General features: G+C 34.7%; 17 protein-coding genes and 3 tRNA genes. 10 read left to right on the top strand and 10 right to left on the bottom strand.

What is annotated here, in order from left to right:
- Positions 1-111: 111 nt before the first annotated feature.
- Positions 112-480, top strand: a complete 369-nt coding sequence (gene yaaA / locus AC3E9F_RS06880) for a S4 domain-containing protein YaaA (RefSeq protein WP_195183549.1) — start codon at positions 112-114, stop codon at positions 478-480.
- A gap of 2 nt (positions 481-482) precedes the next feature.
- A complete protein-coding gene (gene recF / locus AC3E9F_RS06885) occupies positions 483-1,574 on the top strand; it encodes a DNA replication/repair protein RecF (RefSeq protein WP_195183550.1) in 1,092 nt (363 codons plus the stop codon).
- A gap of 55 nt (positions 1,575-1,629) precedes the next feature.
- On the opposite strand, the gene guaB is transcribed toward recF, so the two are convergent.
- Complete coding sequence (gene guaB / locus AC3E9F_RS06890; protein ID WP_006154819.1) at positions 1,630-3,108, bottom strand: IMP dehydrogenase; 1,479 nt, start codon at positions 3,106-3,108, stop codon at positions 1,630-1,632.
- Between the two features lie 163 nt (positions 3,109-3,271).
- On the bottom strand, positions 3,272-4,297 hold the full coding sequence (trpS, locus tag AC3E9F_RS06895; protein WP_263394195.1) for a tryptophan--tRNA ligase: 1,026 nt from the start codon (positions 4,295-4,297) through the stop codon (positions 3,272-3,274).
- Positions 4,298-4,504: 207 nt separating this feature from the next.
- Here trpS and AC3E9F_RS06900 point away from each other — a divergent pair, with 207 nt between their 5' ends.
- Complete coding sequence (locus AC3E9F_RS06900) at positions 4,505-6,127, top strand: ATP-binding cassette domain-containing protein (RefSeq protein ID WP_006150830.1); 1,623 nt, start codon at positions 4,505-4,507, stop codon at positions 6,125-6,127.
- A 112-nt stretch (positions 6,128-6,239) separates the two neighbouring features.
- On the opposite strand, the gene AC3E9F_RS06905 is transcribed toward AC3E9F_RS06900, so the two are convergent.
- On the bottom strand, positions 6,240-8,894 hold the full coding sequence (locus AC3E9F_RS06905) for a YhgE/Pip domain-containing protein (RefSeq protein WP_263394196.1): 2,655 nt from the start codon (positions 8,892-8,894) through the stop codon (positions 6,240-6,242).
- Between the two features lie 128 nt (positions 8,895-9,022).
- Here AC3E9F_RS06905 and AC3E9F_RS06910 point away from each other — a divergent pair, with 128 nt between their 5' ends.
- Positions 9,023-9,565: a TetR/AcrR family transcriptional regulator gene (locus AC3E9F_RS06910; RefSeq protein ID WP_214262866.1), complete on the top strand. Its 543-nt coding sequence runs from the start codon at positions 9,023-9,025 to the stop codon at positions 9,563-9,565.
- 39 nt (positions 9,566-9,604) lie between these two features.
- Here the strand turns inward: AC3E9F_RS06910 and AC3E9F_RS06915 are convergent.
- The 7 genes from AC3E9F_RS06915 to rlmH all read right to left on the bottom strand — a co-directional run bounded on the left by AC3E9F_RS06915 (position 9,605) and on the right by rlmH (position 12,787).
- Positions 9,605-9,678 (bottom strand) — tRNA-Asn (locus tag AC3E9F_RS06915).
- Positions 9,679-9,683: 5 nt separating this feature from the next.
- Positions 9,684-9,755 (bottom strand) — tRNA-Glu (locus AC3E9F_RS06920).
- Positions 9,756-9,806: 51 nt separating this feature from the next.
- Positions 9,807-10,559: a competence system response regulator transcription factor ComE gene (gene comE, locus AC3E9F_RS06925; protein ID WP_195184452.1), complete on the bottom strand. Its 753-nt coding sequence runs from the start codon at positions 10,557-10,559 to the stop codon at positions 9,807-9,809.
- Positions 10,556-11,875, bottom strand: coding sequence for a competence system sensor histidine kinase ComD (comD, locus tag AC3E9F_RS06930; protein WP_263394197.1), 1,320 nt, complete (start codon positions 11,873-11,875; stop codon positions 10,556-10,558). Before comD ends, comE begins: the two co-directional genes overlap by 4 nt.
- Positions 11,876-11,903: 28 nt before the next feature.
- Positions 11,904-12,029, bottom strand: coding sequence for a competence-stimulating peptide ComC (comC, locus tag AC3E9F_RS06935; protein ID WP_006149099.1), 126 nt, complete (start codon positions 12,027-12,029; stop codon positions 11,904-11,906).
- Positions 12,030-12,192: 163 nt separating this feature from the next.
- Positions 12,193-12,266: transfer RNA gene (locus AC3E9F_RS06940), tRNA-Arg, on the bottom strand.
- A gap of 41 nt (positions 12,267-12,307) precedes the next feature.
- Complete coding sequence (gene rlmH, locus AC3E9F_RS06945) at positions 12,308-12,787, bottom strand: 23S rRNA (pseudouridine(1915)-N(3))-methyltransferase RlmH (RefSeq protein WP_263394198.1); 480 nt, start codon at positions 12,785-12,787, stop codon at positions 12,308-12,310.
- A gap of 183 nt (positions 12,788-12,970) precedes the next feature.
- Between rlmH and htrA the strand changes: the two genes are divergently transcribed.
- From htrA to ychF, 6 genes are all read left to right on the top strand, one after another.
- Positions 12,971-14,155, top strand: a complete 1,185-nt coding sequence (gene htrA, locus AC3E9F_RS06950; RefSeq protein ID WP_263394199.1) for a serine protease HtrA — start codon at positions 12,971-12,973, stop codon at positions 14,153-14,155.
- Between the two features lie 56 nt (positions 14,156-14,211).
- Positions 14,212-14,973 (top strand): ParB/RepB/Spo0J family partition protein, encoded by a 762-nt coding sequence (locus tag AC3E9F_RS06955; protein ID WP_263394200.1) that lies wholly within the window; start codon positions 14,212-14,214, stop codon positions 14,971-14,973.
- Positions 14,974-15,185: 212 nt separating this feature from the next.
- Entirely contained in the window at positions 15,186-16,544 is a 1,359-nt protein-coding gene (gene dnaA, locus AC3E9F_RS06960) for a chromosomal replication initiator protein DnaA (RefSeq protein ID WP_263394201.1), read from the top strand.
- A 158-nt stretch (positions 16,545-16,702) separates the two neighbouring features.
- The gene (gene dnaN / locus AC3E9F_RS06965; RefSeq protein ID WP_263394202.1) at positions 16,703-17,839 is read left to right on the top strand and encodes a DNA polymerase III subunit beta; all 1,137 of its coding nucleotides are present in this window, start codon (positions 16,703-16,705) and stop codon (positions 17,837-17,839) included.
- Between the two features lie 66 nt (positions 17,840-17,905).
- Positions 17,906-18,100, top strand: coding sequence for a DUF951 domain-containing protein (locus tag AC3E9F_RS06970; protein WP_004250933.1), 195 nt, complete (start codon positions 17,906-17,908; stop codon positions 18,098-18,100).
- An 84-nt stretch (positions 18,101-18,184) separates the two neighbouring features.
- A complete protein-coding gene (gene ychF, locus AC3E9F_RS06975; protein ID WP_263394203.1) occupies positions 18,185-19,300 on the top strand; it encodes a redox-regulated ATPase YchF in 1,116 nt (371 codons plus the stop codon).
- Positions 19,301-19,345: the final 45 nt, after the last annotated feature.

Below are 19,345 nucleotides of genomic sequence, written 5' to 3' on the forward strand. Positions count from 1 at the left end.
TTTTTCTTGTTCTCTTTGACTCTTTTAAAATTAAAATCGTTTTCATATCAGTGGTTTCTTCTCAACTATTTTGAGCAAATTATGGTATAATACCAAAGATTGAGGTGAACTATGGAATACAAATTATTTGAAGAATTTATTACTCTCCAATCTCTTTTGAAAGACCTTGGAATCATACAAAGTGGCGGTGCTATTAAATCTTTTTTATCTGACCACCTTGTTTATTTTAATGGAGAATTAGAAAATCGTCGAGGCAAGAAAATTAGAATCGGGGATTCTATTGAAATCCCTGATTTAAAAACCCAGATTGTTCTAGTTCAACCAACCCCAGAAGAACTAGAGGAGTTTCATCTAGAAAAACTTGAGAAAGAACGTGTAGCTAAGCTTGTAAAGGAAATGAATAAGAAAGTTCAAAAAAAATCTACAAAAAAAGCTCAACCAACAAATACAAAATCTGCACCACGTTTTCCAGGTAGATAATCATGTGGTTGAAAAACTTATCCATTAAACAGTTTCGTAACTATCATAATATCAAAGTTGATTTTAATCCAAAATTAAATGTATTTGTTGGCCGAAACGCCCAAGGGAAAACGAATCTTCTTGAAAGTATTTACTTTTTAGCCTTAACAAGAAGTCATCGAACAAAGACAGACAAAAATTTAATTCAGTTTGAAGAAGAACAACTACAAGTTTCCGGTCTGTTGCAGAAGAAAACAGCAACTATACCACTTGAAATCGACTTAACACAAAAAGGTCGGATTACTAAAGTGAATCATTTAAAACAAGCTCGTCTTTCTGATTATATTGGACATATGAATGTTGTCTTATTTGCTCCAGAAGATTTACAACTTGTCAAAGGTGCGCCAGCCATTCGACGTAAATTCATTGACATGGAGTTGGGACAGATCAAACCGATTTACTTGTCAGACTTGTCAAGCTATAACCATATTCTTAAACAGAGAAATACCTATCTAAAAACTACACAAAATATTGATGAAACATTTTTATCCGTTCTTGATGATCAACTTGTAGAATATGGATGTCGTGTAATGATTCACAGGGCTGATTTTATCCAGAAAATGGATTTCTTTGGTCAAAAGAAACATTTTGACATTTCAGACCAATTAGAAGAACTGTCAATACGCTATCAACCTTCTGTAAACTTTGTTGACAAAGAACATTTAGCTGATTCTTTTTATATAGCACTTCAAAAGAGTAAACCTAGAGATTTATTTAAAAAGAACACAGGAGTTGGTCCTCATCGAGATGATATGGTTTTCTTAATCAACGGTATAGAAGCAAGTTTTGGCAGTCAAGGACAGCATCGTAGCCTAGTTCTGTCTGTCAAACTAGCTGAAATCGAGTTGATGGAAAGCATTACCAAGGAATCTCCCATTCTTTTACTTGACGATGTTATGAGTGAACTTGACAATAATCGTCAACTTAAATTATTAGAGACTATCTCTCATAACATTCAAACCTTTATAACAACTACAAGTTTAGACCACCTTCAAAACTTGCCTGATAACCTAAGCGTCTTTACAGTAAATGATGGTCAACTATCTGTAAACTAAACTTTACATGCATGTTAAAACAAAAAAGCTCCTGTTAAACAGGAGCTTTTTTTAATTACATTGAGTAATTTGGTGCTTCGTTAGTAATTTGCACATCATGCGGATGACTTTCTTTTAGACCTGCACCAGACATTTCGATAAACTGAGCATTATCATGCAATTCTTTAAGATTCGCAGCACCACAGTAACCCATACCAGAACGAATACCACCAATCATTTGGAAGACGATGTCAGCCGCTGCACCTTTATAAGCAACACGACCTTCAATTCCTTCTGGAACCAGTTTGTTTGCTTCATTAACTGAACCCTGGAAGTAACGGTCGCTTGACCCCTTCTTCATAGCAGCAATTGAACCCATACCACGGTAAGTCTTGAACTTACGTCCTTGGAAGATTTCAGTTTCACCTGGAGCTTCATCTGTTCCTGCAAACATTGATCCAAGCATTACTGCATTTCCACCAGCAGCAAGGGCTTTAACAATATCTCCAGAATACTTGATTCCACCGTCGGCAATAATCGTTTTACCATATTCACGCGCAACTGCTGCAGCATCGTAAATTGCTGTAACTTGTGGAACACCAACACCTGCAATCACACGAGTTGTACAGATTGAACCTGGACCAATACCAACTTTAACAACATCAACTCCTGCGTCATAAAGGGCACGTGCTCCTTCAGCAGTAGCGATATTTCCGGCAATCAATGTACGGTCTGGGAAGTGTGCACGGATTTCAGCGATTTTGCGGAGAACTCCTGCAGAGTGTCCGTGGGCAGTGTCGATAACAATCGCATCTGCTCCTGCTTCAAAGAGGGCTTCAGCGCGTTCAAAGGTGTCAGAAGTAACACCTACCGCACCTGCAACTAGAAGACGACCAAATTCATCTTTAGCTGCATTTGGAAACTCAATCACTTTTTCAATATCTTTAATAGTAATCAAACCAGAAAGGCGACCTTCTTCGTCAACCAAAGGAAGTTTTTCAATGCGGTGTTCTTGTAAAATACTCTCCGCTGTTTTTAAATCTGTACCAACCGGTGCAGTAACCAAGTTTTCACTAGTCATGTGTTTTGAAATTGGTTGGTTATAGTCGGAAATAAAACGAAGGTCTCGGTTAGTCAAAATACCAATTAACTTGCGGTTTTCAAGAGTTTCAACTACAGGCACACCACTGATACGATAGCGACCCATTAGCTCATCTGCTTCAGCGATTGTATGTTCTGGAGTCAAGAAGAATGGATCGATAATAACACCATTCTCAGAACGTTTTACCTTGCGAACTTCGTCAGCTTGTTGCTCAATAGACATGTTTTTATGGATAACTCCAAGCCCACCTGCACGCGCGATTGCAATTGCCATTTGGCTTTCTGTTACAGTATCCATTGCAGCTGTAATAATTGGGATATTTAAAGTCAAATTATCTGCTAATTTTGTTGTTAAATCCGCATCATTAGGCAACACATGACTCTCTGCTGGAATAAGTAATACATCATCAAAGGTAAAACCTTTTTTTAAAAATTTAGTGTCCCAATTAGACATTGAAGTTTCCTCATTTCTTTCTTTATTGAGCTTAACGATTTTTGTATTGTATCTATCATACCATTCTATGAAAATTTGTCAATTAAATTTATAAGAGAACAAATAAAAAAACTATCCCTCTAATTTTAAGAAAGAGATAGTTTTATAGCTCACCTTTTATCTATTAATGAAAGTAATTTAGACCCATTGCTGTTTTGACCTCAGAGAGTGTTTGACCAGCAACTTCTCGAGCTTTTTCACTGCCTTTTTGAAGCATGTTATAGACTTCACCCATATCTTTAGCAAATTCAATACGACGTTCACGAATTGGACCAAGTTCACGTTCTAGGATTTCAAGGAGATAACGCTTGGTCTTAACATCACCAAGACCTCCACGTTGGTAATGCTCTTTCATTTCAGCAATTTCTTGTGCATCCTCTGGGCGACCAAAAACATCTAAGTAATGGAAAACCATATTACCTTCAATCTTACCTGGATCTTCAACACGAATATGATCTGGATCAGTATACATACTCATCACTTTTTTGCGTAAAGTATCCGCATCGTCAGCTAGGTAAATACCATTATTAAGTGATTTCGACATTTTGGCATTACCATCTAAACCTGGCAAACGTCCTGCACCTTCATGCTCAGGATAAATTCCTTCTGGCTCCACTAAAACATCACAATTGTAGGCATGGTTAAAAGAACGAACAATTTCACGTGTTTGTTCAATCATCGGCTTTTGGTCATTCCCTACTGGAACCAAGTTAGCTTTAAATGCTGTAATGTCAGCGGCTTGCGCAACTGGATAAACCAAAAATCCAGTTGGAATACTTTCCCCAAATCCTTTCTGAGCAATTTCTGTTTTGACGGTTGGGTTTCGTTCCAAACGGGCCAAAGAAACCAAATTCATGTAATACATGGAAAGTTCTGCCAATTCTGGTATTTGACTTTGGATGAAAATCGTTGATTTATTAGGATCTAACCCCACTGCAAGATAGTCCAAAGCGACATTCCCAATAGACTCTACTATTGTTTGAGGATCTTTTGCATGGTCAGTTAAGGCTTGTTGATCAGCTAAAAAGACAAACATGTCATATTTATTTTCTTCCTGTAGTAAGACACGATTTTTTAAGCTTCCAACGTAGTGCCCAATATGTAATTTCCCCGTTGGACGATCTCCTGTTAAAATAATGGGTTTATTCATTTGATTCTCCTTTGATATGGTCCTTTCAATTATAGCATTTTTTTAATAAAAAGACAGATAATTTTTTTATTCAAACAATAGACTTGTTACCCCTTTCAACTGTAAATCATTTGTCAACTTACTTTACAAAAAATTGACAAATAAAAATTTGAATATTTACTAATTTTCTAGTAGAATTAGAGTATTACGTATAATAGGAGAAAAACATTGCTAACAGTATCTGATGTTTCACTACGTTTTAGTGATCGCAAACTTTTTGATGATGTCAACATTAAATTTACAGAAGGAAACACCTATGGTTTGATTGGTGCTAATGGTGCTGGAAAATCAACCTTTTTGAAAATTTTAGCTGGTGATATTGAACCAACAACTGGTCATGTCTCTCTCGGACCAGATGAACGTCTTTCAGTTCTTCGTCAAAATCACTTTGACTATGAGGACGAGCGTGTTATTGATGTTGTCATCATGGGAAACGAAAAACTTTACAACATCATGAAAGAAAAAGACGCCATTTATATGAAGGAAGATTTTTCAGATGAAGATGGTGTTCGTGCTGCTGAACTTGAGGGAGAATTTGCTGAACTAGGTGGTTGGGAAGCTGAAAGTGAAGCTTCACAACTCTTACAAAATTTGAATATTCCTGAAGAACTTCATTACCAAAATATGAGCGAACTTGCAAATGGAGACAAAGTGAAAGTACTCCTTGCTAAAGCTCTATTTGGTAAACCGGATGTCCTTCTTTTGGATGAGCCTACCAACGGTCTTGATATTCAATCTATTACCTGGTTAGAAGATTTCTTGATTGATTTTGATAACACAGTTATTGTCGTATCCCATGACCGTCACTTCTTGAACAAAGTATGTACACACATGGCCGACCTTGACTTTGGAAAAATCAAACTCTACGTAGGTAACTACGATTTCTGGAAAGAATCTTCTGAACTAGCTGCTAAATTACAAGCTGACCGTAATGCAAAAGCAGAAGAAAAGATCAAACAACTTCAAGAATTCGTTGCTCGATTCTCTGCCAATGCTTCTAAATCAAGGCAAGCGACTTCACGTAAGAAAATGCTTGACAAGATTGAACTTGAAGAAATTGTACCTTCTAGCCGTAAATATCCATTTATCAACTTTAAAGCAGAACGAGAAATCGGTAATGATCTCTTGACAGTAGAAAACTTATCTGTCAAGATTGACGGTGAAACTATTCTTGACAACATCAGCTTCATCTTGCGTCCAGGTGATAAGACAGCTCTTATCGGGCAAAATGATATTCAAACAACTGCCTTGATTCGTGCGATTATGGGAGATATCGACTATGAAGGAACTGTCAAGTGGGGAGTTACAACTAGTCGCTCTTACTTACCAAAAGACAATTCTGCTGATTTTGCAGGTGGTGAGTCGATTCTTGACTGGCTCCGTCAATTTGCAAGTAAAGAAGAAGACGACAATACCTTCCTTCGTGGATTCCTCGGACGCATGCTCTTTTCTGGAGACGAGGTTAACAAGCCTGTAAACGTCTTGTCAGGGGGAGAAAAGGTGCGCGTGATGCTTTCAAAACTCATGCTTTTGAAATCAAACGTTCTTGTACTTGACGATCCTACAAATCACTTGGATTTGGAATCTATTTCAAGCTTGAACGATGGATTGAAAAACTTCAAAGAATCTATCATCTTTGCCAGTCACGACCATGAGTTTATTCAAACTTTGGCTAACCATATCATTGTCTTATCTAAAAACGGTGTCATCGACCGTATCGATGAAACCTACGATGAATTCCTTGAAAATGAAGAAGTTCAAGCGAAAGTCAAAGAACTTTGGAAAGATTAAATTAGATGATAAAAACTCAGTTGGATAATCCAACTGAGTTTTATTGTTTTTATGAATTTTTAGTTGATAGTTCTATCAATCTGTTTATATCATTGTTTCACGTGAAACATATCTAATCTTCGTCCATTTTCTTAGGTTGATAAGCCAGCATACCTAATCCTATGAATAGAACTAACGTTACAAGAAGGAAAATTACTTGATGATGCATATTCCCTGTCATAGAAATTGTTTGTCTCAATCCTGAAACTGAATAACTCATTGGCAACCAAGGATTGACCGCTTTAAAGAAATCATTTGTCAAAGCAAGTGGATAAGTTCCTGCACTTGATGCTAATTGCAATAATAACAAAATAAGAGAGAAGAAAGCACCTAAACGACTATTCCATGTCGTTAAAGCAGTTACCATCGACATAAAGGTCAAACTTGCGATAATGATTAAGAATAAGGTTCTCATTTCATGATTTGCCGTTAGACCTATAAGATGAACTCCTCCATAGACTAAGACAGCTGCTAACACAGCAATGACTCCATTTATTTCAAAGCGTGATTTAAACCAAGCCCAGCGACTTTCAGGATGACGACCTGAAGGTAATTTAGCAAAAATCATATTTGTTGATAATGCAGCAACAAAGAGGGCGACTGATATCATATAAGGAGCCATAGCAATTCCATTTACAGGAACTTGATCATTATCTGTTTTTGAAAGACTCAAAGGCTCAGATAATATTTCTGCATTATTGGACTCTGTTGATGCTGATTTTAGTTGATTGCTAGCATTACTTAATCCTTTTCCTAGCTCTGTAGCTCCTACTTGTAAACTTTCTATACCAGCAGTTAAAGTTACACCGCCATCTGCTAATTTCCCAGCACCGTCTGCAATTTTTTCTGCACCACTTCCTAATTGAGAGCTAGCTGAAAGTAATTGATTTGATTTATCTGTTAATTGATTAGAACCTAACTGTATTTTATCAAGACCTGCAATTAAGTCTGAACTCTTACTGTTTAATTGACTAGAACCAAATGAGAGTTTTTCAATACCTATTACTAATTCTGGAGTTTTTCCAGCTAGCGAATCCAAACCAGTTGTCAAGATTGAAGATTTTTCTGTCAACTTGGTTGATCCAGAAACCAATTGATCTAAACTTGTTGTTAAAGTTGTATTCTTTTCACTTAGTTGGTTTACACCTAAAGAGATAGTATCCAACCCTTTAGTATACTCATTAACTCCATTTTCAATTGATTGACTTCCAGGAACCAACTGATTGTCAACAGCATTTTGCAACTGTGTAAATCCACTTGACATCGATGTCAAAGAACTTGAAGCCACAGGCAATACTTGATTTGCTTTCGTCTGTAAAGTAGAAAGGTTGGAGACTGGTTGGTTTACACTTTCCAAACTTACTTTTAAGTTTCCTACTGATGTTAAAATTTCTTTTGCTGAATCAATCGTAGAATTAGAATTATTTGAAACAGCTTCAGTCAATTCTTTTTTCTGAGTGTCAGTGAGAGTTTGATAAGTTGCTGTTGCTTGGAGATTGGTAAGAGTTCTCGCTTGTTCTGATTGACTATTAGTTACAATAGTTTGAGCGAGAGTAGATATAGTTGCTAAGTCATTAGATATTGTCGTTTTAAGTTCAATATTATCTGATATAGTTACAGCTTGAAGTGCTTTATTCAACTCATCTAAACTAGTAGTTAACTGGGTTATATCTTCTTTCTGTTGAGATGTCGTATTCAATTGAGTAGAAATTTCTTTAATCCCTTTATTTAATTGAGTAATACCATCTCTTAATGAATCTGATTGACTAGATAATTGATTTGTCCCAACAGATAGTTTGTCAACACCACTTGTATATGCATTGACACCAACTGAAAATTGATTGAGACCTGTATTCAGTTGCGAAACCCCTCCTGCATATGTCTTCATTCCTGTATTTAGCTGATTGACACCATCTACTAGTTCAGGAGTTTTTGAAGATAATTGATTAAGTCCACTATCAACCTGTGAAACTCCACTTGTATAGTTCTGTAAACCATCATTAAATGTTCCTAACCCAACATTTAGTTGGTTTACTCCTGTGACATATGTTGTCAACCCTTTTGTAAATTGTTCACTGCCATTAGAAAAAGTTAAACTTGAGTTGGCTAAAGTATCAAGATTTGAAGATAATGTCTGACTTCCAACAACTAACTGACTAGCACCGTTGGCCAATTGTTCACTGCCATCTGCAGCCTTCGTTAAACCAGATTTTAAATCTCCCATCTTTTGAAATAAAGCTTTCGTATAGGTTTCGGTTACATTAGCAGAAACAGTCTGTTTTAACTGTGTCATGGCAGAGTCACTCATCTTACTTGCGATGAAGCTATGCCCACTAGAAGTTTGATAGTTAATGGTCATTTGTTCCGGGTGGTCTGTTAGAACAGAAGCTGCTTTTTCAGATAAGTCACTTGGCAAAGTTACTACCATATAGTAAGCACCGTCTTCTAGACCTTTCTGACCTTCTTCTTCATTGACAAAATGAAAATCTAATGATTTATTTTCCTTTAAATTGGACACCATGTCTTCTCCAATGGTCATTGTAGTTCCATTGTAAGAAGCTTCCTTATCATTATTAACAACCGCTACAGGCAACTCAGATAATTGCCCATATGGATCCCACATAGATGATAAAAATATGATGTTGTATAAAGCAGGAATAAGAGAAATCCCTATCATTACAATGATAAAGGTTGGTTTTTTAAAAATTGCTTTCCATTCTTTAAACATATTGTCTCCTTTTTTACACATATTGTCTAAAATTTTGATATAATAGATTATACATTAAAAAATCTGATTTACAAGTTAAAATAATTATATTTGGACACATTGTCTATTTTTGTTCATAAGGAGGAAATATGAAAGAGAGCAACAAACGCTTAAAAACCAAACGTACTATTGAGAACGCCATGGTTCAATTATTAACTGAACAGCCATTTGATCAAATTAGCACTGTTAAACTAGCAGAAAAAGCCGGAATTAGTCGTTCTAGCTTTTATACCCACTATAAAGATAAGTATGATATGATTGAACACTACCAAAGTAAGCTATTTCATACTTTTGAGTACATTTTCCAAAAACACGCAAATCATAAAAGAGATGCTATCCTAGAAGTATTTGAATACTTAGAATCTGAACCGCTACTAGCTGCTCTTCTATCTGAAAATGGTACAAAAGAAATACAAAATTTCCTGAGAAATAAACTGCACATTCTGCTCAGTACTGATCTCCAGAAACGATTTATGCAATTAAATTTAAACGAGATTGAGTTAGAGTATAGTAGTATCTATCTAACAAATGCACTATTTGGTGTATGCCAAACTTGGATTGCTCATGGAAAAAAAGAAAGCCCGCAAGAAATAACAGACTTTCTTATGAAAATGTTAGGAGATTCAAACTAGAGACAAAAAAGAACACCATTGGTGTTCTTTTTTATTTGACTCCGCCAGTAGGACTCGAACCTACGACATCATGATTAACAGTCATGCGCTACTACCAACTGAGCTATGGCGGATAATATAGTCCGTACGGGATTCGAACCCGTGTTACCGCCGTGAAAAGGCGGTGTCTTAACCCCTTGACCAACGGACCATCTATCTGTAGCAGATATAACCATTATATCAATTTCTTACTAATTGTCAATCACTTTTTAGATTTTTTCTCCAGAATATCTCTTAATTTCCGAACCTTGAGACGGGTAATCGGACAACGATGATCTTCATAAAAAACCACTTCTAAATTTTTTCGATCAATTTCCCTAATATTTCCTACATTGACAAGAAATGACTTATGAGCGGAATAAAATCTTTGCGTATCTTTGTCTTTTTCTTGAATATCCGCCATAGTCCCATAAAATTCTTTGGCAAAATTCTTACCAATAATCCTTAACTTATGAGATACTCCTGTTGTTTCAATATACAAAATATCATGGTAGGGAATTTTCAAATCATTTCCCTTGTAGTTATAGTCAAAATAATCCACAACATCTTTATTTTCAAGTAACATATTCTTGGTATATAAGATACTCTGTTCAATACGTTTCTTAAATAATTCATCATTGATATCTTTGTCAACAAAATCCAAGGCTGATACTTGATATTTGTAAGTTAAGGTAGCAAATTCTGATCTACTAGTGATAAATACGATAATTGCATAGGGATTGTGGTGACGAATAAACTGTGCGACTTCAAATCCTTTTTTCTCAACTCCATGAATATCAATATCTAGAAAATAAAGTTGGTTTAATTCATCATTTTCGATATATTCCTTAAATTCTCGTTCTTTACCTGTTGTTTTATAAGAAATAGGAATATTTAATTCCTTTGAAATTTCATCCAAGGTTCTTTCTAATCTGACTTGATGTTGAATAACATCTTCTAAAATTAATACTTTCATTCAAACTCTCTCTTAAATCTAATAATCTGTCTAAACGTACTATCTTCCATCTCTGTTTCTAAAATGATATTTTCATACTTACCTAAAATTTCTTTAACATTATTAAGTCCTATTCCTCTATTTCTCCCTTTAGTAGAAAAACCTAGTTCAAACAAATCTTCTGAAGGTGTCATGGTAATTTTACACGAATTTTGAATCACGATAACTGTTTCCAAATCCATCTTAATCACTGCAACTTCCATTTGTTTCAAATAACTTTCTGCAGCACCTTCAACAGCATTGTTCAACAAAACACTCATCATACGAACAAGATCAAGTAAATCGATTGACAATTTTGTGATAGTGTCCTTTACTTCTAGTGTAAACTCTACGTTCTTATTTCGTGCATATACAATAGATTGCGCAATTAAACTTCTTAAAGCTGAATCTTCTATGTTGTTTAAATCAAAGTATGTATACTTATCTGAACGTAATTTTTGATTAGCTTTAACTAGAACTTCATTGTAAACTCTGTCAATTTCCTGTAAATCTCTACTGTCAATAGCCATTTGCATACTGACAAGCATACCTGCATAATCATGACGAAATCCACGGATTTCATTGTACAAACCAACAATTTCATCTGTATAAGTCTGTAAATGTTCTTGTTCAAATTTTTTCTGTTTTAGGGCTATTTCTTTTTCAACTCCTACCTTATGAGAATTCATTGCGAAGAAGATTAGCAGTAAACAAATAAAGACAATTGTTGCTAAAATACTACCAAAACTGTTAAAATGCGTATGAGTGCTCACCATATCTGAAATGAATGATAGAACATGTAAAGCAAAGAAAGCAAGTATAACTTTCTTAAGAAATGGATAGAGGTAGTCTTTGTCAAAATAATTAAGTTCAAGGTGAAAATAAGTAATAATTTTTTTTATAGCAAAATAAGTTAGTAATAATACTACTAAAAAGAAGAAATTTTCATATTTTGTTACAAAAGAATCACCTGTTATGGAAGATAAAGTTACTGATAAAAAAGTATGAGTGCTATGATATAATAAAGATAATAGTAGACTGATAAAAATAGCCTTGTACTTATCATACTTTTTTATTCCTATTAGATAAACATATATAATAAAGGGAAACATTAGTTTTTCTAAACCTAAACCATGTAAAAAAACAAAATAAAAGAAAATTTCAACTATGGACTGCAATATAAAAATCCAACATATGAATAGAAATCTTTCTTTTTTTGTTGCTCTACAAATTAGTTTATAGCTATTTGTTAAAATAAAAATATGAAGAATAACTATGAATATTTTTAATAAATCCATTATGTCTCCCTATAATCTACAATGTTTTCTATTTTTTCCTTTTAGGAAAAAGGTTAGTAATAAAGTAAGTTAATCTTTTATCCCCACCTTGAATTTCCTGTAATTCTTTTTCTGTAAGTTTTTTGAACTGTTCTAATTTAACTGTTTTTTCCATATTAAATTCTCCTTTATTGTTTTTTCTTGTAAATTAACTTACAAGCCTATTATACAAAACGGAGTTCATTTTAAAATAATTCATTCTCAACTGCACATTTTTGTACCTGAACTGTCATTTTTTACAAAAAACGCTGGGTTTCCCCAGCGTTACATCTAGTGTATGATCCCAGCAGGATTCGAACCTGCGACCGTTCGCTTAGAAGGCGAATGCTCTATCCAGCTGAGCTATGAGACCTAACTAGTTTATCTTATCAAAATAATCGAGAATAGTCAATCCTATTTATGATATGGAGAACCTTGTTGGATAGTAAAAGCTCGGTATATTTGCTCTATAAGAACGAGGCGCATTAATTGATGTGGTAGAGTTAAACGACCAAAGCTAAGAAATAGATTCGCACGCTTTTTTACTTGATGAGAGAGCCCTAAACTCCCACCAATAACAAAGGTTAAAGTTGAATAACCATTAATAGAAGCTTGTTCTAATTGGCTACTAAATTCTTCAGAAGATAAGGTCTTCCCTTCAATAGCCAAAACGATAACAAATTCTCTATCCCCAATTTTGGAAAGAATTCGATTTCCTTCTAACTCTAAAATCTTCTGATTTTCAGAATCACTGGCACGATCTGGTGTTTTTTCATCAGCTAATTCAATCATTTCTACGGTAGCAAATCGAGATATTCTTTTAGAGTATTCTGCAATTCCATCTTTGAGATACTTTTCTTTTAGTTTTCCTACTGTTACAATTTTAATTTTCATGCTTCTATTTTATCATAATCATACTCTATTCACATCTTATTCACAAATGAAAAAGGTGAAAAACACAATAAATTCACAAATATTCAACAATTATCCACAGATTGTTGAAAACTTAAGTTTTTTAAGTTAGAATTAAGTTAATAATCTTATACTTTTGCTAATAAATCAAACATGGAGGAATCTATGAAAAAAATACAAAATATTTCAAAAAAAATCGGACAACTTTTACTAATTATTCTCATCAGCTTTTTTAGTGGTCTTTTAGGAAGTTTGACTGTTCTTCAATTCAACCAAAAACAAGGAAATGGAGAACAAAATAGTGCAGCAGTCACTAAGACAGCTTCAAATAATGAAAATTCTACTACGCAGGCTGTAGATAAAGTTAAAGATGCAGTTGTCTCTATTATCACTTATTCAGGAAACTCTCAAAGTGGTTTTGCTGGAACTGATGATACTGATACAGATTCAAATACTGAACAAATTAACAGTGAAGGTTCTGGTGTCATCTATAAAAAAGATGGGGATGATGCTTATCTTGTAACTAACACTCACGTTATTAGTGGAGCTAAAAAAGTTGATATTCGTCTAGCAGATGGAACAAAAGTACCAGGTGAAATTATTGGTTCTGATACCTATTCTGATATTGCAGTAGTAAAAATCTCTTCAGAGAAGGTTACTACAGTAGCTGAGTTTGGTGACTCAAGTCAAATATCTGTTGGGGAAACAGCTATCGCAATTGGTAGTCCTTTAGGGTCAGAATATGCAAATACAGTTACACAAGGGATTGTATCAAGTTTAAACAGACACGTTTCTTTGAAATCTGAAGATGGCCAAGCTATTTCAACAAATGCCATCCAAACAGATACAGCTATTAACCCTGGTAACTCTGGAGGTCCTTTGATCAATATCCAGGGACAAGTTATCGGTATTACATCAAGTAAAATTGCCTCTAATGGTGGAACATCTGTAGAAGGTCTCGGCTTTGCTATTCCTGCAAATGATGTTAAGAATATTATCAAACAGTTGGAAAAAGATGGAAAAGTAACTCGACCTGCTCTTGGTATCCACATGGTTAATTTGACAAACCTTAGCACTTCCGATCTACAAAAATTAAAACTTCCTGATAATGTTACTTCTGGTGTCGCTGTTCGCTCTGTTCAAAAGAATATGCCTGCAAACGGACATTTACAACAATATGATGTCATCACAAAAGTAGATGATACCAAGATTTCATCTACTACTGAATTGCAAAATGCACTTTACAATCACTCTATTGGTGATGAAATAACTGTAACTTATTACCGTAATGGTAAAGAAGAGAAAACTACAATCAAGCTAGATAAAAGTACAAGTGATTTAAATCAATAGTTTACATATTTGTAAACCTACTTTACAGAATATCAAAGATGTGATACTGTAGAAATATGGAAGAACTCAAACTAATTCGTATCAGTGATATTCAAAAAAATCCCTACCAACCTCGTAAAGAATTCTCAAAAGAAAAAATAGAAGAACTTGCCCAATCTATTAAAGAAAATGGATTAATTCAACCAATTATCGTCCGTCAATCTCCAGTTATTGGATACGAAATCCTAGCTGGAGAAAGACGGTATCGGGCATCGATAGCAGCTGGGCTATCAGAAGTTCCTGTAATCATCAAAAATTTATCTGATCAGGACATGATGATTCACTCTATCATTGAAAATTTACAGCGAGAAGACTTGAATCCGATTGAAGAAGCGAAAGCTTATCAATCTTTAATTGATAAAGGGTATACTCATGCAGACATTGCTGAAAAAATGGGGAAATCACGACCATATATTACCAATCTTGTTCGCTTGCTAACACTCCCTGATTTTATTTTAACCGAAGTAGAAGCTGGAAAATTGTCTCAAGCACATGCTAGGCTCCTGATTCAACTATCTACTGACGAACAAAAAAAATTACTCTATCGCATTCAGACAGAGGATTTATCAGTTCGGCAGGTGGAGTATCTACTTAAAGAAGAAAAAAATAAGAAGAAAATCAAAGAAAAAGATCACTTTATCAAAGAAGAAGAAGAAAATTTAAAAAAATTACTGGGATTAGATGTTCAGATTCGCCTCCAAAAGAAGGAAGCTGGGAAAATAACCATTTCTTTTCATAATCAAGAAGAGTACCAACGTTTTATTAACAGCCTGAAATAAGGCTGTTATTTTATTTTTCTCAAATCACAGACTTATCCACTAAATTAGTAGAGGAAAAATCAGTAAAATCAAAATTTATACCTTTTATCCACAACTTGTGGATAAATCTTTTAAACATTGTGGATTGTTTTTCACAAGTTGTGGAAAAAATGCTTGCTATATGATAAAATAGTGTTTAAGATTATACCATTTAGAAAAGGAGGAGTTTGTTGTTGAAAGAAAAACAATTTTGGAATCAGATTTTAGAATTAGCTAAAGAAAGATTAACACGATCAATGTTTGATTTCTACGTGACACCTGCTGAATTAATAAAGGTCGAGGGAAATGTAGCTACTATATTTTTACCAAGATCTGAAATGGAAATGGTTTGGAGTACAAAACTCAATGATATAATTGTAGCTGTCGGTTTCCAAATCTACGACACTGAAATAAAAGCCCAATATGTATTAACTAAGGAAGATTCTAATACCTCCGATGTAGCAAGTAATATTGAAAACAGTAATCACCAACAGGAACAACTTGAAAAATCTATTCCTTATTCAGAAACAGGATTAAGAGATATTTATACTTTTGATAATTTTATCCAAGGTGATGGAAATATTTGGGCTAAGTCTGCTGCTTTAGCCGTCTCAGAAGATCCTGGACTAACTTATAATCCTCTGTTTATATATGGAGGACCCGGTTTAGGAAAAACTCACTTACTCAATGCTCTGGGAAATGAAATTCTCAAAAAAAATCCTAATGCGCGTGTTAAATACATTCCTGCTGAAAGCTTTATTAATGAATTTTTAGATCATCTAAGGCTAAATGATATGGATAATTTTAAAAAAACCTATCGAAGTTTAGATCTCCTTCTTATTGATGATATTCAATCTCTTAGTGGAAATAAAGTACAAACTCAGGATGAATTTTTTAATACATTTAACAAACTTCACAGTAATAATAAACAGATTGTTTTAACGAGTGACCGCAGACCAGAACAACTAGAAAATTTACCTGAGCGTCTTGTCACGCGCTTCTCATGGGGATTAACAACGGATATTACTCCTCCAGATTTTGAAACTCGTATTGCTATTTTAAACAGTAAAACAGAGGATCTTGATTATCATTTTCAACCTGACACAATCGAATATTTGGCTGGCCAGTTTGACTCTAATGTACGTGAACTAGAAGGTGCGCTCAAAGATATTAGTCTCATGGCTAAAGTCAAACAAATAAACACGATAACTGTGGATATCGCATCTGAGGCTATACGTGCTCGAAAACAAAGTGTTAGCACCATGACTGTTATTCCGATTGAAAAAATCCAAGAGGAAGTCGGAAACTTTTATGATGTCAGCGTTAAGGAGATGAAGGGAACTAGACGTGTTCAGAATATTGTTCTAGCTCGTCAAGTTGCTATGTATCTAGCTAGAGAGCTGACAGATAATAGCCTTCCAAAAATCGGAAAAGAATTTGGTGGTAAAGATCATACGACCGTCATTCATGCTCATGCAAAAATCAAATCTATGATTGAAACGGATGATAAATTACGTATAGAAATCGAAACTATCAAAAAGAAAATCAAATAACTTGTGGATAAGTGTTTACATTTTTACTAATTTATACACATCTTTTAAACAAGTGTAACTTCTTAAATTTTCTAAACTAAACTAGGTTTTCCACAAATTTCACACAGCCTACTATTACTATTAACCTTCTAATAATAAAAATAAATAAAGGAGATTCCATGATTCATTTTTCAATTAACAAAAATCTATTCCTGCAATCATTAAATATTACAAAACGTGCTATTAGTTCTAAAAATGCTATTCCTGTTTTATCAACGATCAAAATCGATGTGACAAACGAAGGAATTACATTAATTGGATCTAATGGTCAAATTTCAATTGAAAACTTCATTTCTCAAAAAGATGAAAATGCAGGTCTTTTGATTAACTCTTTAGGTTCTATCCTTCTAGAAGCTTCATTCTTTATCAATGTAGTATCAAGTCTTCCAGATGTGACTCTTGATTTCAAAGAGATCGAGCAACATCAGATTGTATTAACAAGTGGAAAATCAGAGATTACCCTTAAAGGTAAAGATAGTGAACAATATCCACGTATCCAGGAAATCGCTGCAAGTAATCCTTTAGTTCTTGAAACAAAACTTCTTAAGAAGATTATCAACGAAACTGCCTTTGCAGCTAGTGTACAAGAAAGTCGTCCTATTTTGACTGGTGTTCACTTTGTTTTGAGTAATCATCAAGAATTAAAAACAGTTGCAACAGACTCACATCGTCTGAGCCAGAAAAAATTAACTCTTGAGAAAAATAGTGATAATTTTGATGTTGTTATCCCAAGTCGCTCTCTACGCGAATTTTCAGCTGTTTTTACGGACGATATTGAAACAGTAGAGATTTTCTTTGCAAATAATCAAATTCTCTTTAGAAGCGAAAATATTAGCTTCTATACACGCCTCTTAGAAGGTAATTATCCTGATACAGATCGCTTAATTCCAACCGACTTTAATACGACAGTGACTTTTGATGTTGTTCATTTACGTCAATCTATGGAACGTGCTCGTCTTTTATCAAGTGCTACTCAAAATGGAACTGTAAAATTAGAAATCAAACAAGGAGTAGTTACAGCACATGTAAATTCTCCAGAAGTTGGTAAAGTAGATGAAGAAATCGATACAGTTGCTGTATCTGGTGAAGATTTAACGATTAGCTTTAACCCAACTTACTTGATTGAAGCATTAAAAGCCTTGAATAGTGAAAAGGTAACAATCAGCTTCATCTCAGCAGTTCGTCCTTTTACTTTGGTACCAGCTGACACAGATGAAGATTTCATGCAGCTGATTACACCAGTTCGTACAAATTAATAGAAAGAGGTTGAGCCTAGCTCACCTCTTTTATGATATAATCAGAAATATGAAAAGGAGAGTAGTATGTATCAAGTTGGAAATTTTGTTGAAATGAAAAAACCACACGCTTGTACAATCAAGTCTACAGGTAAAAAAGCCAATCGTTGGGAAATCACACGTTTAGGTGCAGATATCAAGATAAAATGCAGCAATTGTGATCACGTTGTTATGATGAGTCGTTATGATTTTGAAAGAAAAATGAGTAAAATCATTGACTAAAGGCAAGAAGTTAGAGGGTTAGCAAGTTTTCCCTTTTTGTGTTATAATAATGAATATTGAAATGTGAACGGAGAATGAGAAATTATGGCTTTAACAGCAGGTATCGTGGGTTTGCCAAATGTTGGTAAATCAACCCTATTTAATGCAATTACAAAAGCAGGAGCAGAGGCTGCAAACTATCCATTTGCAACCATTGATCCAAACGTTGGGATGGTAGAAGTTCCAGATGAACGCCTCCAAAAATTGACGGAAATGATTACTCCTAAGAAAACAGTCCCAACAACCTTTGAATTTACAGATATTGCAGGGATTGTCAAAGGGGCTTCTAAAGGTGAAGGTCTTGGGAACAAATTCTTGGCCAATATCCGTGAAGTTGATGCCATTGTTCATGTGGTTCGTGCCTTTGATGATGAAAATGTCATGCGTGAGCAAGGTCGTGAAGATGATTTTGTAGATCCATTAGCAGATATTGATACCATTAACCTAGAGTTGATTCTTGCGGACTTAGAATCTGTGAATAAACGCTATGCGCGTGTGGAAAAGATGGCTCGTACGCAAAAAGATAAGGAATCTGTTGCAGAATTTAACGTTCTTCAAAAGATTAAACCAGTTCTTGAAGATGGAAAATCAGCTCGTACCATTGAATTCACAGATGAAGAACAAAAAGTAGTTAAAGGACTCTTCCTCTTGACCACTAAACCAGTTCTTTATGTAGCAAATGTGGATGAGGATGTGGTTGCAGATCCAGATTCGATCGATTATGTGAAGCAAATCCGTGAATTCGCAGCAACAGAAAATGCAGAGGTGGTGGTCATTTCTGCGCGTGCTGAAGAAGAAATTTCTGAGTTAGACGATGAAGATAAAAAAGAGTTTCTTGAAGCCATTGGTTTGACAGAATCTGGTGTGGATAAGTTGACTCGAGCTGCTTACCATCTATTAGGACTTGGAACTTACTTCACAGCTGGTGAAAAAGAAGTTCGTGCTTGGACCTTTAAACGAGGTATGAAAGCTCCTCAAGCAGCTGGTATTATCCACTCTGACTTCGAAAAAGGATTTATTCGTGCAGTAACGATGTCTTATGATGATTTGATTAAATACGGATCTGAAAAGGCTGTAAAAGAAGCTGGACGCTTGCGTGAAGAAGGGAAAGAATATGTCGTTCAAGATGGCGACATCATGGAATTCCGCTTTAACGTTTAATGAACATTTTAAATAGTGTCAATTAGGTTGGAAAAAAATTCCAAC

Source organism: Streptococcus sp. SCPM-O-B-15277 (M60) (assembly GCF_058200335.1).

Coding starts and splice junctions, on each gene's coding strand:
- comD (WP_263394197.1), bottom strand. CDS start 11,875: ATGGATTTATTAAAAATATTCATAGTTATTCTTCATATTTTTATTTTA.
- AC3E9F_RS06955 (WP_263394200.1), top strand. CDS start 14,212: ATGGAAGAACTCAAACTAATTCGTATCAGTGATATTCAAAAAAATCCC.
- AC3E9F_RS06970 (WP_004250933.1), top strand. CDS start 17,906: ATGTATCAAGTTGGAAATTTTGTTGAAATGAAAAAACCACACGCTTGT.
- htrA (WP_263394199.1), top strand. CDS start 12,971: ATGAAAAAAATACAAAATATTTCAAAAAAAATCGGACAACTTTTACTA.
- rlmH (WP_263394198.1), bottom strand. CDS start 12,787: ATGAAAATTAAAATTGTAACAGTAGGAAAACTAAAAGAAAAGTATCTC.
- dnaN (WP_263394202.1), top strand. CDS start 16,703: ATGATTCATTTTTCAATTAACAAAAATCTATTCCTGCAATCATTAAAT.
- yaaA (WP_195183549.1), top strand. CDS start 112: ATGGAATACAAATTATTTGAAGAATTTATTACTCTCCAATCTCTTTTG.
- ychF (WP_263394203.1), top strand. CDS start 18,185: ATGGCTTTAACAGCAGGTATCGTGGGTTTGCCAAATGTTGGTAAATCA.
- comC (WP_006149099.1), bottom strand. CDS start 12,029: ATGGAAAAAACAGTTAAATTAGAACAGTTCAAAAAACTTACAGAAAAA.
- AC3E9F_RS06910 (WP_214262866.1), top strand. CDS start 9,023: ATGAAAGAGAGCAACAAACGCTTAAAAACCAAACGTACTATTGAGAAC.
- recF (WP_195183550.1), top strand. CDS start 483: ATGTGGTTGAAAAACTTATCCATTAAACAGTTTCGTAACTATCATAAT.
- trpS (WP_263394195.1), bottom strand. CDS start 4,297: ATGAATAAACCCATTATTTTAACAGGAGATCGTCCAACGGGGAAATTA.
- AC3E9F_RS06905 (WP_263394196.1), bottom strand. CDS start 8,894: ATGTTTAAAGAATGGAAAGCAATTTTTAAAAAACCAACCTTTATCATT.
- comE (WP_195184452.1), bottom strand. CDS start 10,559: ATGAAAGTATTAATTTTAGAAGATGTTATTCAACATCAAGTCAGATTA.
- guaB (WP_006154819.1), bottom strand. CDS start 3,108: ATGTCTAATTGGGACACTAAATTTTTAAAAAAAGGTTTTACCTTTGAT.